Source organism: Blastococcus litoris, assembly GCF_003075095.1.
GTDB classification, from domain to species: Bacteria; Actinomycetota; Actinomycetes; order Mycobacteriales; family Geodermatophilaceae; genus Blastococcus_B; species Blastococcus_B litoris.
Genome location: NZ_QCZF01000003.1, coordinates 84,391 through 100,894, shown reverse-complemented (window position 1 = coordinate 100,894; position 16,504 = coordinate 84,391). Strand labels below are relative to the sequence as shown.

The window sequence follows — 16,504 nt, the reverse complement described above, 5'->3', positions numbered from 1 at the left end:
CCGTCAGCGGGCGGTGCGCGCCCCGGGCCGGGTGCGCTGCTTGTGCCGGTACATGGCCGCGTCGGCCTCGCGCAGCAGCTGGTCGGCGGTGCGGTCGCCGTCGCCACCGTGCACGGCGACGCCCACGCTCGTCCCGACCGCGACGTCGGTGCCCTCCAGCCGGAAGGACTCGACGAAGCAGCCGGTGACCCGATCGGCCAGCCCGTGCGCGTCGGCCGGGTCGACCAGCCCGGGCAGGACGATCGCGAACTCGTCCCCGCTGAGCCGGCCGACCGTGTCACCGGGGCGGACGGCCGCCCGCAGCCGTGCGGCCACCTGGCGCAGGAGCTCGTCGCCGGCCGCGTGACCGAGGGTGTCGTTCACCTGCTTGAAGCCGTCGAGGTCGCAGAACAGGACGCCGAGGTGGGCGCCGGCACGGGCATCGGGCAGCTGCGCCTGCAGCCGGTCGAGGAAGAGCACCCGGTTGGGCAGGCCCGTGAGCGCGTCGTGGGTGGCCTGGTGCTGGACCGTCGCCAGGAGCCGCGCCTTCTGCAGGGCGCTGGTCGCCTGGTCGCCGACGCCGCGCAGCCGGGCGAGGACGTCGCCGTCGAGCTGGGTCGGTGCCTCGCCGCGCCGCCAGCCGGCCGTGGCGACACCCAGGAACGTGGAGCCGGCCAGCAGGGGCACGGCGACGACGTCGACGGTGCCGGTGCCCTCGAGCAGCCGGCGCAGCGGGGCGCTGCTGGTCTCGGCGCTGATGATGCGAGGGGCGCGGTCGGTCAGCATGCCGACCAGCTCGGGCAGCTCCTCGGCGCGCAGCGTCGTCGTCCGCAGCACGTCCGACCCGCCGTGGGAGAGCCCGACCGAGGACTGGGAGTGCAGGGAACCGGTCGCCGGGTCCCAGAGCAGGATGCCGGCGCTCGTGCAGCCGACGATGCGCGGCAGGGCCCCGCTCACCACGTCGGTGACCGCGGCGGCGTCGGTCGTCGCCGCCAGGGCGTGGGCCAGGGAGAGCAGGGCGCCGGCGCGGTCGGCCTCCTGCCGGGCGTCCTCCAGCGCGATGATCAGGTCCAGGGCGGCGGCGGCGTGGCCCGCGTAGGCGGCCAGCATCGCGCCCTCGTCCCCCATGGTTCCGTCGCCGCTGGGGTAGATCGCCGCCAGCCGGCCGTGCGAGCGGCGGGCCGAGGCGACGTCGACGACGACGGCGCCGGGCCCCAGGTCCCCGCCCTCGAGGAGGGTGTCGGCCATTGCCGGGACGTCCGCGGGGGGCAGCCCGGCGCTGTGCACGAGCGGCTCGCCACCGCCGGGAGCGCGGACGGCGAGCAGGTACGCCGGCGCCAGGACCGCCTCGGCGGCACGGGCGACGATCCGCTGGAGCGCGGTGTCGACGTCGTCGCTGCCGACCAGCTCGGTCGATGCGGTCTGGAGGATCCGGAGCTGACCGCGCAGCGCGAAAAGCTCCGGGCTGACGGCCTCGGCGTCCTTGCGGCGGCGGCCCAGCCGACGGCGGCGGTCCCAGGTCACGCGGTAGACGCAGGCGTCGTGGCCGTCGGACTCGCACTCGTCGTGCTCGATGCGGGCCGGGGGCAGGCCGAAGACCTCGGGGACGACGCTGAACAGGCCCTGGGCGTAGATGCAGTCCAGGCGCGAGTGCCGGAAGCCGGGGTGCAGGGTGTAGCGGATGGTCGCCGAGGTCGCGGTCGTGTCGACGATCTGCATCGTGGACGTGGTGCTGAACTTCGCGACGGCACGCGGCAGCTGCTTGATGACCTGGCGCGGGGTGCCCATGGCACGCAGGAGGATCACGATGGAGTGCGCCAGCCCCGACTGCAGGGCGTAGGCACCCACCTTGTACATCAGCTCCGGGTCACCGACGACCTCCGTCGCCGAGGTGAACAGCCGGATGCGGGTGTCGTAGCTCCACCAGAGGGACTGGTCGTCGAGCTGCTCGTAGGTCCAGGGCAGGCCGGAGTGCTCCAGGACCTGGCGGACGACGTCCTCGCCGGCGGTCGCCCGCAGGTACCGGAGCAGCCCGCCGGTGGTGGCGCCGGAGGTCTCGCGTGCCTCACCGGAGGGGGCGCTCACCGGTCACCGTCCCGGTGCCGGGCAGCCGCGGGCGCCGGGGCCTGCCGCCGTCCGGCGGTGGCGCCGGTCACGGGCGGGATCCCTGCGGGCTGCACGGGAGGAGGAACGGCACGTCCCGGCTCGAACCTGAACGACGCTGACCCCATGGGGGGACGGGCAGGGCGGGCACGGGAGCGCAGGCGGGGCTTGCGCTGCCCGTCCGGCCGGAGTAGAGAGGTTGTGCATACCCCAGGGGGGTACCCCGGACCGGAGGAGGTTCCCATGCAGCACGGTGCCGTACACCCACAGCGACAGCATGACAGCAGACCGCAACGAGTCTCATGGGCGACCGCCCGGCAGGCGACGCTGCACTGCCTGACCGGCTGCGCCATCGGCGAGGTGCTCGGCATGGTGATCGGCACCTGGCTGGGCCTGGGGGACGTCACGACCGTGGCCCTGGCGGTCGTCCTCGCGTTCGTGTTCGGCTACGCGCTGACGATGCGCGGCGTGCTGCGCTCGGGCCTGTCCTTCCGTGCGGCGGTCCGGGTCGCACTGGCCGCGGACACGGTCTCCATCCTCGTCATGGAGATCGTGGACAACGCGGTGGTGCTCGGGGTGCCCGGCGCCATGGAGGCCGGCCTCGCCAGCGCGCTCTTCTGGGGCTCGCTGACCGTCGCGCTGGCCGTCGCGTTCGTGGTCACCCTGCCGATCAACCGGGCCCTGGTGAGCCGGGGCAGGGGCCACGCCGTCGTCCACGCGATGCACTGACCCCGGACAGCAGACGACCCCGGCCTCCACGGGAGGTCGGGGTCGTGCCGTCGTGGCGCCGCACGCGGGCGGCGCCGACTTGCCTCAGCGGCTGTTGGCGAGGGTGAGGAGCTCGTCGCGCATGGCCGGGCTGCTCGTACGGGCGAGAGCCTGGTTCAGGGCCCGCCGGGTACGCGCGGCCTGCCGACGCTGCTGCCAACGGGTCGTGACGCTGCTCATCGTGGTGTCGCCTCTTTCATCGAAGTAGATCGCCTGCACCCTTAGCAATGCAGGCTGACACCACTCTATTCCGACGAATCGCAGGCAGAACTGAAGCCATGCCGAAGTTCTCTCACCCAAAGGGGTGAGAGTGGTCACCCGAGCAGTGCCCGGGCCGCCGCTCGGGCCGCCTGCGGTCCGTCGGTGGCCAGCGCCGCCGCAGCCGCGCGCTCGCAGGCCTCGAGATCCACGGTGGCCAGGCGGGCGCCGACACGGGCGACCGCCGAGGTGGCGCACGACAGCGAGGTGATGCCCAGCCCGACGAGCACGCAGCCGAGCAGCGGATCGGCCGCGGCCTCACCGCAGACCCCGACGGGCTTGCCCGCGCGCCTGCCCGCCGCCGCGGTGATCGCCACGAGCTCCAGCAGGGCCGGCTGCCAGGGATCGGTGAGCTCGGCGAGGTCCGCGGACAGCCGGTCGGCGGCCAGGGCGTACTGGGAGAGGTCGTTGGTCCCGATGGAGAGGAAGTCCACGTGGGCGAGCAGCCGCTCGGCGTGCAGCGCCGCCGAGGGCACCTCGACCATCACGCCGGGGACCAGCCCGCGGGCGCGCACCGCGGCGGCGAAGCCCGCCGCTTCCGGCACCGTCGCCACCATCGGCGCCATCACCCACGGCGTGGAGCCGGTGCGGGCGGCCGCCTCGGCCACGGCGTCGAGCTGTCGCTCGAGCAGGCCGGGATCGCGCCGGGCCACCCGGAGCCCGCGGACCCCCAGCGCCGGGTTCGCCTCGTCCGGCGGGGTGGCGAAGGCCAGCGGCTTGTCCGAGCCGGCGTCCAGGGTCCGGACGACGACCTTCCGCCCCGGGAACGCCGCCAGCACCTCGGCGTAGCCGGCCGCCTGCTCCTCGACGGACGGCTCCTGCGCGCGGCCCAGGAAGGCCAGCTCGGTGCGGAAGAGCCCGACTCCCTCCGCGTACGCGATCGCCGCGGCGCGCGCTCCGGCGCCGTCCTGGACGTTGGCCAGGATCTGGACGACGGAACCGTCTCGGGTGCGCCCGGGGCCCGCGTAGGAGGCCAGCGCCTCGGCGGCCCGGCGGGCGCCCTCGACCCGGGACCGCGCCTCGTCGGCGTCGGGGTCGACGGTGACGGTGCCCTGCTCGCCGTCGACGAGGACGGTCGCGCCGGCAGGGACCTGGTCGAGACCGCCGACCCCGACGACGCAGGGCAGGCCGAGCTGGCGGGCGATGATCGCCGTGTGGCTGGTCGTACCGCCCAGCCGGGTGGCCAGCGCGAGGATCCGGGAGGGATCGAGCCCGGCGGTGTCGGCCGGCGCCAGGTCGTCGGCGAGCAGGACCGAGGGCTGGTCGGGAGCGGGCACACCCGGCTCTCCCTGACCGGTCAGCTCGGCGACGATGCGGTCGCGCACGTCGCGGACGTCCGGCACGCGCTCGGCCATGAGACCACCCAGCGACGCGAACATGTCCATGAACTGCTGGGCCGCCGTGACGGCGGCCACCGCCGCCGGCACGCCCTCGTCGATCCGCTGCTCGGCGGTGGTGCGCAGTGCCCGGTCGCGGGCGATGCCGGCGGTGGTGCTGAGGACCTCGGCGCTGACGCCGGTGGCGGCCGCGGCCCGGGCGGTGAGCCGCTCGGCCACCCGCTCGGCAGCGGCGCCGAAGCGGTCCTTCTCGGCCGCCCGGCCGGCCTCCGGCACGGTCGCCGGCCGCCCATCGGGCAGCTGCACGGCTCCGGCCGGTCGCACGACGGGACCGACGGCGGCGCCGGGGACCACCGGCGTACCGGTGAGGACGGCGGAGCCGGTGGCCGGGGGCGACGAGTCGGTGGTCGACATGGAGGACCTCGCACGGGAGAAGGTGGACCGTTCGGTGACCAGGGTCACGAGAAAGTGTTGACTTGTCAACGAATCGGACGTAGAACAACACAACCACAACGCAAAAGCCACACGGTCGGACATCCACCACCGGACTCTCGGAGGACAGCGTGCTCTACCCCGAGGAGCGGCAGCAGGCCATCGCCGCACGGGTCGCCGACCGGGGCCGCCTCGCCGTCACCGCGCTCGCCGAGGAGTTCGGCGTGACGACGGAGACCGTCCGCCGCGACCTGGCGGTCCTGGAGCGTGCCGGCACCCTGCGCCGCGTGCACGGCGGCGCCGTGCCGGCCGGCGCGCTGACGCTGGTCGAGCCGGGCCTGGGTGAGCGGCACCGGGCCCACAGCGAGCAGAAGCGGGCGATCGCCACCGCGGCCCTCGCCCTGCTCCCGGGCGCCGAGGGCAGCATCGTCCTGGACGGCGGCACGACGACCGCGGCACTGGCCGAGATCCTGCCCGCCGACCGGCGGCTGCTCGCCATCACCTCCTCGGTGCCGATCGCGTCGCGGCTCTCGGTCATGGCGGGGGTCACGCTGCACCTGCTCGGTGGCCGGGTCCGGGGCGTCACCCAGTGCGCGGTCGGCGAGACGACGGTCCGCGCGCTCGGCGAGCTCCGCGTCGACGTGGCCTTCCTGGGGGCCAACGGCATCGCGCCCGGCCACGGCTTCACCACGCCGGACGACGCCGAGGCCTCCGTCAAGCGGGCGATGGTGCGCGCGGGTCAACGCGTCGTCGTCCTGGCCGACAGCAGCAAGCTCGGACGCGAGCACCTGGTCCGCTACGCCGCCATCGAGGACGTCGACGTGCTGGTCACCGACGAGGGCGCCGATGCCGGGGTCGTCGCCGAGCTGGAGAAGGCCGGCGTCGAGGTCGTGCTCGCATGACCCCCTCCCGCGTCGTCACCCTGACGGCCAACCCGAGCCTGGACCGCACCCTCGACCTGCCCGCCCCGCTCGCCGAGGGCGGCATCGTGCGGCTGTCGGGGAGCAGCACCGAGCCCGGCGGCAAGGGCGTCAACGTGGCTCGGGCGATCGCCGCGGCCGGCGGCGACGTGGTGTCGGTGCTGCCCGCCGCCGCCTCCGACCCGATCGTCACCGCCCTGCGCGCACTGGGGCTGGAGCTGGCGACCGTCCCGGTGCAGGCACCGGTGCGCACCAACTACACCCTCGTCGACCCGGCCGGGACGACGACGAAGCTCAACGAGCCCGGCGCTGCGCTCAGCGGGACGACGCGAGCCGCGCTGGGCGGCGTCCTGCACGGTCACGCCGCCGCCGCGCAGTGGGTCGTGCTCTCCGGCTCCCTGCCGCCCGGCACGCCCGCCGACTGGTACGCCGACCTCGTCCGCTCGCTGCGCGACACCGGCGCCCGCATCGCCGTGGACACCAGCGAGGGGCCGCTGCTCGCCCTCGTGGCCGCCGGACCGGACGCAGCGCCCGATCTCCTCAAGCCCAACGCCGAGGAGCTGGCGCAGCTCGCGGGCTCGTCCGAGGCCGAGGTGCTGGGCGACCCGGCCGCGATGCTCGCCGCGGTCCGCTCGCTGCACGACCGCGGCGTGGCCGAGGTGCTGCTGACCCTGGGCGGCGACGGCGCCGTCCTCTCGACCGCGGACGGCGGGCTGTGGTCGGCACGCCCGCCGGAGATCACCGTGCGGAGCACCGTGGGCGCCGGCGACTGCAGCCTCGCCGGACACCTCCTCGCCTCGTTGGCCGGCGCCCCGCCGGCCGAGCGGCTGCGCACCGCCGTCGCCTACGGAGCGGCCAGCGCGTCGCTCCCCGGCTCCGCCGTCCCCACCCCGGCCCAGGTGGACGGTCCAGCAGTTCGGGTCATCGCCGGGCTCCCCGGCAGCAGCACCCCGCCCCCCGTTCCGGCCGCCGGCCGCGACGTCCCCTGACGCCTCCGGGAGAAGCTCCATGCCCGCACTGATCACCACCGACCTGGTCGCGCTCGACGCCGACCTCGGTGCCGACAAGGGCGCGGTCGTGCGCCGGCTCGCCGAGCTGGTCGCCGGCGCCGGTCGCGCCACCGACGCCGATGCCCTGCAGTCCGACGTCCTGGCCCGCGAGGCCCAGGCGGCGACCGGGCTGCCCGGCGGCATCGCCATCCCCCACTGCCGGTCCGCCGCCGTCACCGAGGCGTCGCTGGCGTTCGCACGGCTGTCGCCGAAGGTCGACTTCGGGGCCCCGGACGGGCCGGCCGACCTCGCCTTCCTCATCGCCGCGCCCGCCCACGGCGACGCCGACCACCTCACGCTGCTGACCGCGCTCGCCCGGGCGCTGGTGCGGCCGGAGTTCGTCGCGTCACTGCGCTCCGCGTCGTCGGCCCAGGAGATCGTGCGGCTGGTGGAGGAGGTCGTCTCGCCCGCTCCGGAGCCCGCGACCGCGGGTGCGACCGCAGCGCCGGCCCCGGCTGCGCCCGCGGCGCGGAAGAGCATCGTCGTCGTGAGCGCCTGCCCCACCGGGATCGCGCACACCTACATGGCGGCCGACAAGCTCGTCGCCGCGGGCGAGGCGGCCGGCGTCGACGTCCACGTCGAGACGCAGGGCTCGTCGGGCGCCACCCCGCTCGACCCCGCGGTCATCCGGGCCGCCGACGCCGCGATCTTCGCCGTGGACGTCGGCGTGCGGGACCAGGGCCGGTTCGCCGGCAAGCCGCTGGTGCAGAGCGGGACCAAGCGGGCCATCAACGAGCCCGACGCCATGATCCGCGAGGCGCTCGCTGCCGCCGACGACCCGGGCGCCCGCCGGGTGCCCGGCTCCGCCGCCGAGGCGCCCGCCGCGACGAGCGGCGGGGGTGCCCGCACGGGGACCGAGATCCGCCGCTGGCTGCTCACCGGCGTCAGCTACATGATCCCGTTCGTCGCAGCCGGCGGTCTGCTGATCGCGCTGGGCTTCCTGTTCGGCGGCTACCAGATCGTCAACGGCAACCCCGACGTCGAGGGCCAGAGCTATGCCCTGAGCTGGGTGCTCAACAACTCGTTCTTCGACCTCCCGAGCGCCTCGGGCATCGAGGGACTCAACGACGGCTTCCTCGGCTACCTGGGCGCCGTCTGCACCGTGCTCGGCCAGGCGGCGTTCGGCTTCCTGGTGCCGGCGCTCGCCGGCTACATCGCCTTCGCCATCGCCGACCGTCCCGGCATCGTCCCGGGGTTCGTCGTCGGCGCCGTGTCCGTGACCGTCGGCGCCGGCTTCATCGGTGGCCTGATCGGCGGCATCATCGCCGGCTTCGCGGCGCTGTGGATCAGCCGCTGGAAGCTGCCCACCGGGGTCCGCGGGTTGCAGCCGGTCGTGATCATCCCGCTGCTGGCGACCCTGATCTCCAGCGGCCTGATGGTCGTCGTCCTCGGCCGCCCCCTGGCCGCGGCGCTGGAGGGGCTGGGCAACTGGCTCAACGGCCTGACCGGTAGCGCCGCGATCCTGCTCGGGATCATCCTCGGCCTGATGATGTGCTTCGACCTGGGCGGCCCGGTCAACAAGGCGGCCTACGTCTTCGCGACCACCGGGCTCACCGCCGCCGTCACCGGCGACGGCGGCCAGCAGGAGCTGGTCATCATGGCCACGGTCATGGCGGCCGGGATGGTGCCGCCGCTGGCGATGGCGCTGAGCACCGCTGTCCGGCCGCGGCTCTACACGCCCGCCGAGCGGGACAACGGCAAGGCCGCCTGGCTGCTCGGCGCCTCGTTCATCTCCGAGGGCGCCATCCCGTTCGCGGCCGCCGACCCGCTGCGGGTCATCCCCTCGATGATGCTGGGGGGAGCGACGACCGGGGCCATCGTGGCGGCCAGCGGCGTCGAGCTCCGCGCCCCGCACGGCGGCATCTTCGTGTTCTTCGCGATGACCGGCGTCTGGATGTTCCTGCTCGCCCTCGTCGTCGGCACGGTCGTCGGCGCCCTGGCGGTCACGGTGCTGAAGACGATCGGGCGCAGGGGCGCGGAGGTGGTGCCCGAGGACGCCGTCGACCTCGAGCACGCGCACACCCCGGCCCACGCCACCCCGGCGCGCGCCGCGAGCACCTGAACGCCATGCTCGTGATCACCGATCCCCAGCAGCGAGGAAGAGGACCGATGCCCAGTCAGACCGTCACCGTCGGGTCGCGGGTGGGCCTGCACGCCCGCCCGGCCGCCCTCATCGCCGAGGCCGTCGGCAAGGCCGGGGTGCCCGTCACCCTGGCCACCCCGGGCGGCAACCCGGTCGACGCCGGCTCACCGCTGATGATCATGACGCTCGGCGCCAAGCAGGGGACTGAGGTCGTGGTGAGCAGCGACGACCAGGCCGTGCTCGACCGGATCGCCGGCATGGTCGCCCAGGACCTCGACGCCGAATGACCTGAACGACGACGGAGGCGCCCACCCGGGTCCGGGTGGGCGCCTCCGTCGTCCGTGCGTCAGCTGGGGCGCTCGACGTCCCCGCGCCAGGCGCCGGTCTCGGAGCCGCGGCTCTCGATGAACTCCTTGAACTTCTTCGCGTCCGCCTTGACCTGGCGGTCGTCGAAGCCGAGGGCGGCGCCGGCCTTCTCGACCAGGCCCTCCGGCTCCCAGTCGATCTGGATCATCACCCGGGTCTTGGCGTCGTCCAGCCGGTGGAAGGTGACCACACCGGCGTGCTTCGCCTCGCCGCTGGTGCTGGTCCAGGCGACGCGCTCCTCCGGGTGCTGCTCGGTGATCTCGGCGTCGAACTCGCGCTTGACGCCGTCGACGTTGGTGACCCAGTGGGTGTGGGTGTCGTCGAGCTGGGTGATCCGCTCCACCCCGCCCATGAACTGGGGGAACGACTCGAACTGCGTCCACTGGTCGTAGGCGACCCGGATCGGGACGTCGACGTCGACGGACTCCTGCACGCTGGCCACTGCTGCGCTCCTCTGCTCCGACTGCTCGGTCGTGCACCGCCTACCCGGGGCCTCCCGCCGCGACACGTCGAAGGGGCAGGTCAGCGACCGGGCGGGCAGGCCGTTCCCCCGGTCAGGCGATGAGCAGGGCGAGCCGTTCCGTGGGCGGCCGCCGGCGCAGTCGCTCGACCAGCCGCTCGATGCCCAGCACCAGCCGGGACTCCAGGGGGTACGTCCGGCGGATCACCGCGCGCGCCCGCTCGACGTCGGCGGGAGCCGACCGCACCTCCGCCGTGCCGGCGACCGGCACGGCGCCGTCGGCCACCGATCCGAAGCGCCCGCAGGGGCGGATCTCGACGCGGGGGTCGCGGCGCAGGCGCTTCACCTTGCCGCTCCCGGACGGCGTGAGGACGACGAGCGAGTCGCCGTCGCGGCCCACCCACACGGGGGTCGAGACGGGGGCACCGGAGGCGCGGAACGTGGTGAGCGAGATGAACCGCTCGTCGGCGAGGGGGAGGAGGTCGCTCACCACCCGACCGTAGTCGGGCGGCCGGCGGGGCGCCCGGCGGTCAGCGCAGCGCGGCCGCGACGCCGCCGCGCACGGGCCGGCCGTCGAGCAGCAGCATCTGGGCCAGGTGGTAGGCGTCGGGCTGGCCGGCCCAGGTGCCGGTCCCCACCTCCCCGGACGGCGTCAGCTCGTGGTGCCAGCTGCCCGTGGCCGGGTCGGCGAAGCGCTCTTCCCCGTGCCGCCGCCACCGCCGGGCGAGCTCGCGGTAGGAGGGGTCGACAGTCACCTCGGCCAGCACGGCCGCCGCGGCGACGGCCTCGCACAGCACCCAGTGCATGCGGGCGCCGACGACCGGGCGGTCGTCCCAGCCGAGGGTGTACGGGAAGCCGTCCTGCCCGTCGGCCGCCCAGCCGCGCGACGCCGCGGCCCCGAAGAGGTCGACGGCGTCGGGCAGCAGCCACTCCGGCGGGTCGGCCGTCACCGCACGGACGTGCAGGGCCAGCCGCGCCCACTCGAACTGGTGCCCGATGGTCACCCCGTACGGCCGGAACGGGTCGGCCGGCCGGTCCCGGTTGTACTCGGGAAGGGGCTCCCAGGCGCTCGTGAAGTGCTCCGGCAGCCGCCAGCCGCGCTCGCGCGCCCAGCCGTGCACCACCCGCTCGACCGCCCGCAGCGCCTGCCCGCGCAACCGCCCGGCGGTCCCGGCGTCGTCCACGGCGTCGGCGGCGGCCAGCACCGCCTCGACGCCGTGCATGTTGGCGTTGGCGCCGCGGTAGCCGTCCAGGCGGGTCCAGGTCCGGTCCCACTCCTCGACCGCCAGGCCGGCGTCGTCGTCCCAGAACCGGCTCTGCCAGACCTCCAGCGCGTCGGTGAGGAGCTCGCGCCCGCCCGGGAGCCCTGCGGTCGCCGCCGTGGACCCGGCGAGCAGCACGAAGGCGTGCACGTAGGCCGCCTTGGCGTCGTCCTCGGTGCTCGCCCGCCAACCCCCGTGCTCGAGGTCGCGCAGCGGGCCCCCGGTCAGCGCGGTGACACCGTGCTCGGACAGCTCGGCGGCTCCCGGTCGCCCGAGCAGGGCGGCCAGGCCGAAGACGTGCGTCATCCGGGCGACGATCCACGTCTCGACCGGCCGGTCGGGCAGCACCCGGCCGTCGTCGCCGAGGTAGCCGAAGCCGTCGGGCACCCTCGACCGCGCGGCGAAGTCGAGCAGTCGGTCCAGATCGGTCACGGACCGAAGGCTCGCACCTCCTCCGCTCAGCGACCAGCCGCCACCAGGAAGCCGAACCGCCGCACGTCGTCCTCGGGGAAGGGGTGCAGCGGGTCGCCGGTGAAGCCCTGGGCCCGGTGCCGCACCCCCTGCTGCGCCGCGCCCAGCACCAGGGTGGCGGCGTTGTACTGCGGTCGGCCGGCGCGGCAGGGGCCGTACTCGATGCAGGTCGCCAGGACCCCGGCGACAGCGGGCGCGGCGAGACTGGTGCCGTCGCCGACCCCGTAGCCGGGGACCTCCCCGTCGGTCGTCGTCTCGACGCAGACCCCCGGTGCGGCCAGCGTGTGCGCGAGGTCGCCCAGGCCCGTGGCGTAGTTGCTGAAGTACGCGCCCGAGTCGTCGGACTCGCCGTAGTCCCGCACGTCGCTGCCGAGGCAGTCGATCTGGGTGCGCGCTCCGGCCCGCCCGTCCAGGTCGGTCATGGCGGTGACGGCGATGACCTCGTCGTAGGCCGCGGGGATGACCTCGGCGAGGTCCATGCCGTAGTTGCCGGCGGCCGCCACGAATCCCACCCCCGCGTCCGTGGCGGCGCAGATCGCCGCGTGGAGCGGGTCGCCCGCCTCGCGTCCGCACCGGCCGTCGTCGGCGCCGAGGCCCGACACGCTCATGTTCGCGACCGCGATGTCGTTGCCGCGGTCGGCGTCCTGACGGGTAGCGGTCACCCAGTCCACCGCGCAGAGCAGGTTGGACAGCCACGCCTCGCCGTACTCGTCGAACACGTCCACCGACCACAGCGGCGTACCGGGCGCGGCACCCACGACGCCGGTCCGGTCGTCACGGGCACCCAGGACGCCGGCGACCATCGTGCCGTGGCCCGAGCCGTCGGTCACGGCGCCGGTGACCGGGACCGCGGTCCCGGAGCCGCAGTCCACCCCGCCGGCGACGTTCAGGTCGGGGTGCGCCGCCGCGATCCCCGTGTCGATCACGGCGACGTTCACCCGCACGCTGCCGCGGCCGTCCCCGACGCGGGCCGGCGACTGGTCGGCGCCGATCCGGGCGGCCCACCGGGGGAGGCACTGGCGCCCGGAGCGGACGCCCGAGCAGGCCGACGGACGCGCTCCGGAGTCGTGCGCGAAACGGAAGTCCTCGACGACGAAGGCGACGCGCGGGTCCGACTCGACCTCGGCGGCCTCGGCGTCGGTCATGGTCGCGGTCCAGGCCGGGAGCGCCTCGGCGAAGACGGCGTCGGCCACGACGCCCACCTCCGCGGCGAGGTCGGCCGCGACCGCGCCGGGGTCACCGGCGTCCTCCTCCAGGACGACGACCTGCCGCACGGCGGGCTCGTCGGCTTCCGCCGTCCCCCCGGCCAGGACGACCGGCGCGGCGAGGACGGCAGCGAGGACCAGCCGGCCGGTCAGGGCACACCTCATCTGGGACCACCAATGCTCTCGTTCGGAGGAATTCAGGCGGAATGCTGTGCGAGGACGCCCGGACCATTCATTCCGGCGCGCGGATCGCGACATCTCGGAATGGTCGGCGTTTCGACGAGATGGTCTTTCTCGAGCATGCAGCTCGCTACTGCGGCGCGCATCCGGCGTTCGGTCTCGAGGAGGTTCTCGACCATTCTCCGGGCCTCGGCCACGAACGACCTGCCGACCGCGGTCAGCGGCATCCCCGACCGGTCCCGGTGGAACAACTGGGCGCCGAGCTCACGCTCCAGGGCCTTGATGTGCAGCGAGACCGCCGACTGCGTGTAGCCCAGAGCGGTCGCGGCAGCGGTGACGGACGCGGCCTCGACGACCCCGAGGAAGGACTGGAGATGCGTGAGCGACACAAGCTGCGACATCGTTCCCCCATGCGGCCGCCGAGCCGACCGGATCAAACCGGTCGGTCCCGTCTCGTTCGGCGGCAGCCAAACAGCGGAATGGCGCGACTGTCAAGCAGGCCGGGCCGGTCCGGCCATTTCTTGCGGATCGGTTCCCGTGCAGCGCTCAACCAATTTCCGGAAGTGCGGCCGCCGCGGTGCATTGCGCGGCACATGACCGCAGGTCACGGGCCCGTGGCCGTCAGCAACCGGCCGTGACGAGGCGGGTCAGGAGGAGCGCCGCCGCCGTACCGCAGCGACTCCCAGAACCAGCCGCACGGCGACCACCGCGACGACGACCAGGCACGCCAACCGCAGCAGGCCGAGGCCGATGTTGCCGCCCTCACCGTCGCCCATCGACACGATCTCGGTGGCCAGCAGGACGAGCACTGCCCCGAGCAGCAGCCCTCCGGGTGCCCGCGAGGCGCCTTCCGGCCCGCCCCGGCCGGAGCGGTCGGGCAGGAGCAGCAGGACGGCGGCCACGAGACCCGCGGCGTAGCCGGCGAAGGCCAGCACCGAGGGCAGGGTGCCCTGCCCGGTGCCGGGCCGCGAGCCGCTGAGGACGATCGCCGCGATCTCGAGGGCGACGAAGAGCATCAGGGCGAGCAGAGCGGACGATCGGCGATCCACCACGAACACCTCCGGGAGGGCTGGACAGGGACTCGTGCCGGGCCCGCGAGGAGCAGGCCCGGCACGAGGTCGAACTCCTAGCGGTCGAGGACCACCGCTGCCCAGTACACGTTGGCCGTGTCGTAGCACAGCCCCCGCATCGGGTTGTACCAGGCGTAGGTGTACTCGCAGTTGCTGCGCATGTCCGCCCGGAGGCGGTTGTCGCAGGTGAACTCGCTGGTCGTCCCCGCGTAGCACAGGTCGTGCCGGGCGCAGGGTCCGCGGAAGTTGGCGTTGGCGCCGACCGGCGAGGGGAACTCGTCCGGCGAGTAGCTGCAGTAGTCGTGCAGCGTGCCGAGCTTCGGGTTGTAGACGTAGTTGGACGGGATCCCCACGTAGGCCGCGGTGCCGAACCCACCCGGCGGCGGCGGGGTGAGCGCCACCCTGCCGGCCTTCGTGTAGGCGGGGTCGATGGCCACCGGGAAGGCCGTCGTCGGGTCGAAGGCCACGGTCTGCACGAGCGTCGAGCCCTCGATGGAGAAGTAGGTCGGCAGCAGGTGTCCTGCGGAGTCGATCGCCACGGCCGAGTCGTAGGCGCCCACGACGGCGCCCTTGGCGTCGACCACGACGACCTCGCGGGTGATCCCCTGGGCGCCCTCGGCCGGGTCGGCCGGCTGCAGGGTGCCGCCGGCCGGCACCACCAGCGGGAACCGGTACTGCTGGACACCGGTCGCCGCGTCGATGACCACCTTCGCGGGGTCGACGACCGGAACCTCCGGTGCCGTCGGCGCCGCCTGGGCCGCCGGAAGGACCGTGCCCGCCAGGACGAACGCCATCCCGAGCAGTACCGCCGCTCGCGACAGCGCCCTGCCGCGCGCACCGGTCCGACGTGGACGTAGAGCCATTCCCATCACCTCATGAGTCGGGTCGAGTTCGTGGCGCAGCAGAACTACGGACCGATGAGGGAGAAGCGGGTTGCCACCTGCTGCGCGATCGACCTGCCTCGCACTTCTCGGTAGCGAGAATGCTGGGGCTCGGAGACGACGCGGGCCAGCAGCATGAGCATCCGTCATGGCGGGCCGGGCACACCGGCCCCGCGCCGCACGCAGCGGGCGGGACCGGCGGGACCGTCAGAAGGCGAGCGCGGCGCCGGGGTCGTGCAGCAGGGCACCGATGTCGGCCAGGAACCGCGACCCCAGCTCGCCGTCGACGATCCTGTGGTCGAAGGACAGCGCCAGCTGCGTCACCTGCCGGGGCACGACCTTGCCCTTGTGCACCCACGGCATCTCGCGGACCGCACCGAAGGCCAGGATCGCCGACTCCCCCGGGTTGAGGATCGGCGTACCGGTGTCGACGCCGAACACCCCGACGTTGGTGATGGTGATCGTCCCACCGGACATGTCCGCGGGCGACGTCCGCCCCTCGCGCGCGGTGGCGGTGAGGTCGGCCAGTGCGCCGGCCAGCTCGGCCAGCGACAACCGCCCGGCGTCCTTGATGTTCGGGACGACGAGGCCGCGCGGGGTGGCCGCGGCGATGCCCAGGTTCACGTGGTCCTTGACCACGATCTCCTGAGCCGCCTCGTCCCACGAGCTGTTCACCATCGGGTGCCGCTTCACCGCGAGCAGCAGCGCCTTGGCCACGAAGAGCAGGGGGCTGACCTTGACGTCGGCCAGCTCGGGGCGTGCCGCGAGGCGGGCGCGCAGCTTCATCATCCGGGTGACGTCGACGGTGAGGAACTCCGTGACGTGGGGCGCGGTGAACGCGCTGGCCACCATCGCCGCCGCGGTGTGCTTGCGGACCCCCTTGATCGGGATGCGCGTCTCCCCGCCCACCGGGCTCCCGGTACCGAACGCTCCCTGGACGACGGAGCCGGTGCTCGCGCCCGCTGCGGCGGCGTCGACGTCGGCCCGGGTGATGGTCCCGCCGGCACCGGAACCGGAGACCGCGGTCAGGTCGACGCCGAGGTCCTTCGCGTACTTGCGGACCGGCGGCTTGGCCAGCGGACGCAGTCGCCCCCGGCCGGGTGCCGCGCCACCCGAGGCGGCGGCGTCACCGCGCAGCGCGTGCGCCTCCGCCTGACGGCCGACCTCGAGCCCGCCGTGCCGCACCGGCTTGGTGCCGGCGTCGGGCGCGGTGGCCAGGAGGGGCGGGCGGTCGGTCCCCGAGCCGTAGTCGGCCTCGGGCAGCACCACGGGCGCCGTCGCCCGGGCGGCGACGGACTCGCCGCCGCGCCGCGGCCGGCGCCGCGCCTCGGTGTTCCGCGGGCCGTAGCCCACCAGCACGGCGGTCCGGCCGGAGGCGGTGGGCTCGCCGATCAGCCCCGTGGTGGCCGGGTCCGCGGCCGCGGCGGCGGGCGCGTCGCCACCGACGTCGATCGTGATGATCGGCGTGCCGACGTCGACCATCGTGCCCGCGTCGAACAGCAGCTCGGTCACCGTGCCCGCGAAGGGTGACGGGAGCTCGACCGCTGCCTTCGCCGTCTCCACCTCGCACAGCGGCTGGTTGACCGTGACCGTGTCGCCGACGGCGACCAGCCACTGCAGGATCTCGCCCTCGGTCAGGCCCTCGCCGACGTCGGGCAGCGTGAACTGCCTGGTCGCCAT

At 74.5% G+C, this 16,504-nt stretch carries 16 protein-coding genes; 5 read left to right on the top strand and 11 right to left on the bottom strand.

Features of this window, described 5'->3' with window-relative positions; translation table 11 throughout:
* Nucleotides 1-3: 3 nt before the first annotated feature.
* Nucleotides 4-2,064: a diguanylate cyclase domain-containing protein gene (locus DCS98_RS07550; protein ID WP_116450779.1), complete on the bottom strand. Its 2,061-nt coding sequence runs from the start codon at nucleotides 2,062-2,064 to the stop codon at nucleotides 4-6.
* A gap of 144 nt (nucleotides 2,065-2,208) precedes the next feature.
* On the opposite strand from DCS98_RS07550, the gene DCS98_RS07545 reads away from it, so the two are divergent.
* The gene (locus DCS98_RS07545) at nucleotides 2,209-2,811 is read left to right on the top strand and encodes a DUF4396 domain-containing protein (protein WP_476727142.1); all 603 of its coding nucleotides are present in this window, start codon (nucleotides 2,209-2,211) and stop codon (nucleotides 2,809-2,811) included.
* An 84-nt stretch (nucleotides 2,812-2,895) separates the two neighbouring features.
* On the opposite strand, the gene DCS98_RS23880 is transcribed toward DCS98_RS07545, so the two are convergent.
* Both DCS98_RS23880 and DCS98_RS07540 read right to left on the bottom strand, forming a co-directional pair.
* Nucleotides 2,896-3,030 carry a hypothetical protein gene (locus DCS98_RS23880; RefSeq protein ID WP_254920418.1) on the bottom strand — a complete coding sequence of 45 codons (135 nt, stop codon included), beginning with the start codon at nucleotides 3,028-3,030 and terminating at the stop codon, nucleotides 2,896-2,898.
* Nucleotides 3,031-3,164: 134 nt separating this feature from the next.
* Nucleotides 3,165-4,859: a phosphoenolpyruvate--protein phosphotransferase gene (locus tag DCS98_RS07540; RefSeq protein WP_116450777.1), complete on the bottom strand. Its 1,695-nt coding sequence runs from the start codon at nucleotides 4,857-4,859 to the stop codon at nucleotides 3,165-3,167.
* Between the two features lie 149 nt (nucleotides 4,860-5,008).
* Between DCS98_RS07540 and DCS98_RS07535 the strand changes: the two genes are divergently transcribed.
* Genes DCS98_RS07535 through DCS98_RS07520 form a run of 4 tightly spaced genes read left to right on the top strand, consistent with a single transcriptional unit; the run spans nucleotide 5,009 to nucleotide 9,216 of the window.
* Nucleotides 5,009-5,779 (top strand): DeoR/GlpR family DNA-binding transcription regulator, encoded by a 771-nt coding sequence (locus tag DCS98_RS07535; RefSeq protein ID WP_116450776.1) that lies wholly within the window; start codon nucleotides 5,009-5,011, stop codon nucleotides 5,777-5,779.
* Nucleotides 5,776-6,786 (top strand): 1-phosphofructokinase family hexose kinase, encoded by a 1,011-nt coding sequence (locus tag DCS98_RS07530; RefSeq protein ID WP_116450775.1) that lies wholly within the window; start codon nucleotides 5,776-5,778, stop codon nucleotides 6,784-6,786. Before DCS98_RS07535 ends, DCS98_RS07530 begins: the two co-directional genes overlap by 4 nt.
* A 19-nt stretch (nucleotides 6,787-6,805) precedes the next feature.
* A complete protein-coding gene (locus DCS98_RS07525) occupies nucleotides 6,806-8,908 on the top strand; it encodes a PTS fructose transporter subunit IIABC (RefSeq protein WP_116450774.1) in 2,103 nt (700 codons plus the stop codon).
* Between the two features lie 47 nt (nucleotides 8,909-8,955).
* Nucleotides 8,956-9,216, top strand: a complete 261-nt coding sequence (locus tag DCS98_RS07520; protein WP_116450773.1) for an HPr family phosphocarrier protein — start codon at nucleotides 8,956-8,958, stop codon at nucleotides 9,214-9,216.
* 59 nt (nucleotides 9,217-9,275) lie between these two features.
* Here the strand turns inward: DCS98_RS07520 and DCS98_RS07515 are convergent, their stop codons facing one another.
* From DCS98_RS07515 to DCS98_RS07480, 8 genes are all read right to left on the bottom strand, one after another.
* Nucleotides 9,276-9,737 (bottom strand): SRPBCC family protein, encoded by a 462-nt coding sequence (locus tag DCS98_RS07515; RefSeq protein ID WP_116450772.1) that lies wholly within the window; start codon nucleotides 9,735-9,737, stop codon nucleotides 9,276-9,278.
* A 112-nt stretch (nucleotides 9,738-9,849) separates the two neighbouring features.
* Nucleotides 9,850-10,245 (bottom strand): PPOX class F420-dependent oxidoreductase, encoded by a 396-nt coding sequence (locus tag DCS98_RS07510; RefSeq protein WP_206340149.1) that lies wholly within the window; start codon nucleotides 10,243-10,245, stop codon nucleotides 9,850-9,852.
* 40 nt (nucleotides 10,246-10,285) lie between these two features.
* Complete coding sequence (locus DCS98_RS07505; protein WP_116450770.1) at nucleotides 10,286-11,449, bottom strand: AGE family epimerase/isomerase; 1,164 nt, start codon at nucleotides 11,447-11,449, stop codon at nucleotides 10,286-10,288.
* A 26-nt stretch (nucleotides 11,450-11,475) separates the two neighbouring features.
* Entirely contained in the window at nucleotides 11,476-12,858 is a 1,383-nt protein-coding gene (locus DCS98_RS07500; protein WP_116450769.1) for a S8 family serine peptidase, read from the bottom strand.
* A 32-nt stretch (nucleotides 12,859-12,890) separates the two neighbouring features.
* Nucleotides 12,891-13,274, bottom strand: coding sequence for a LysR family transcriptional regulator (locus DCS98_RS07495; RefSeq protein WP_116450768.1), 384 nt, complete (start codon nucleotides 13,272-13,274; stop codon nucleotides 12,891-12,893).
* A 246-nt stretch (nucleotides 13,275-13,520) separates the two neighbouring features.
* Nucleotides 13,521-13,922, bottom strand: coding sequence for a hypothetical protein (locus DCS98_RS07490; protein ID WP_164704448.1), 402 nt, complete (start codon nucleotides 13,920-13,922; stop codon nucleotides 13,521-13,523).
* Between the two features lie 77 nt (nucleotides 13,923-13,999).
* Nucleotides 14,000-14,737: a hypothetical protein gene (locus DCS98_RS07485; protein ID WP_116450766.1), complete on the bottom strand. Its 738-nt coding sequence runs from the start codon at nucleotides 14,735-14,737 to the stop codon at nucleotides 14,000-14,002.
* Between the two features lie 294 nt (nucleotides 14,738-15,031).
* On the bottom strand, nucleotides 15,032-16,504 hold the full coding sequence (locus tag DCS98_RS07480; protein WP_116450765.1) for a dihydrolipoamide acetyltransferase family protein: 1,473 nt from the start codon (nucleotides 16,502-16,504) through the stop codon (nucleotides 15,032-15,034).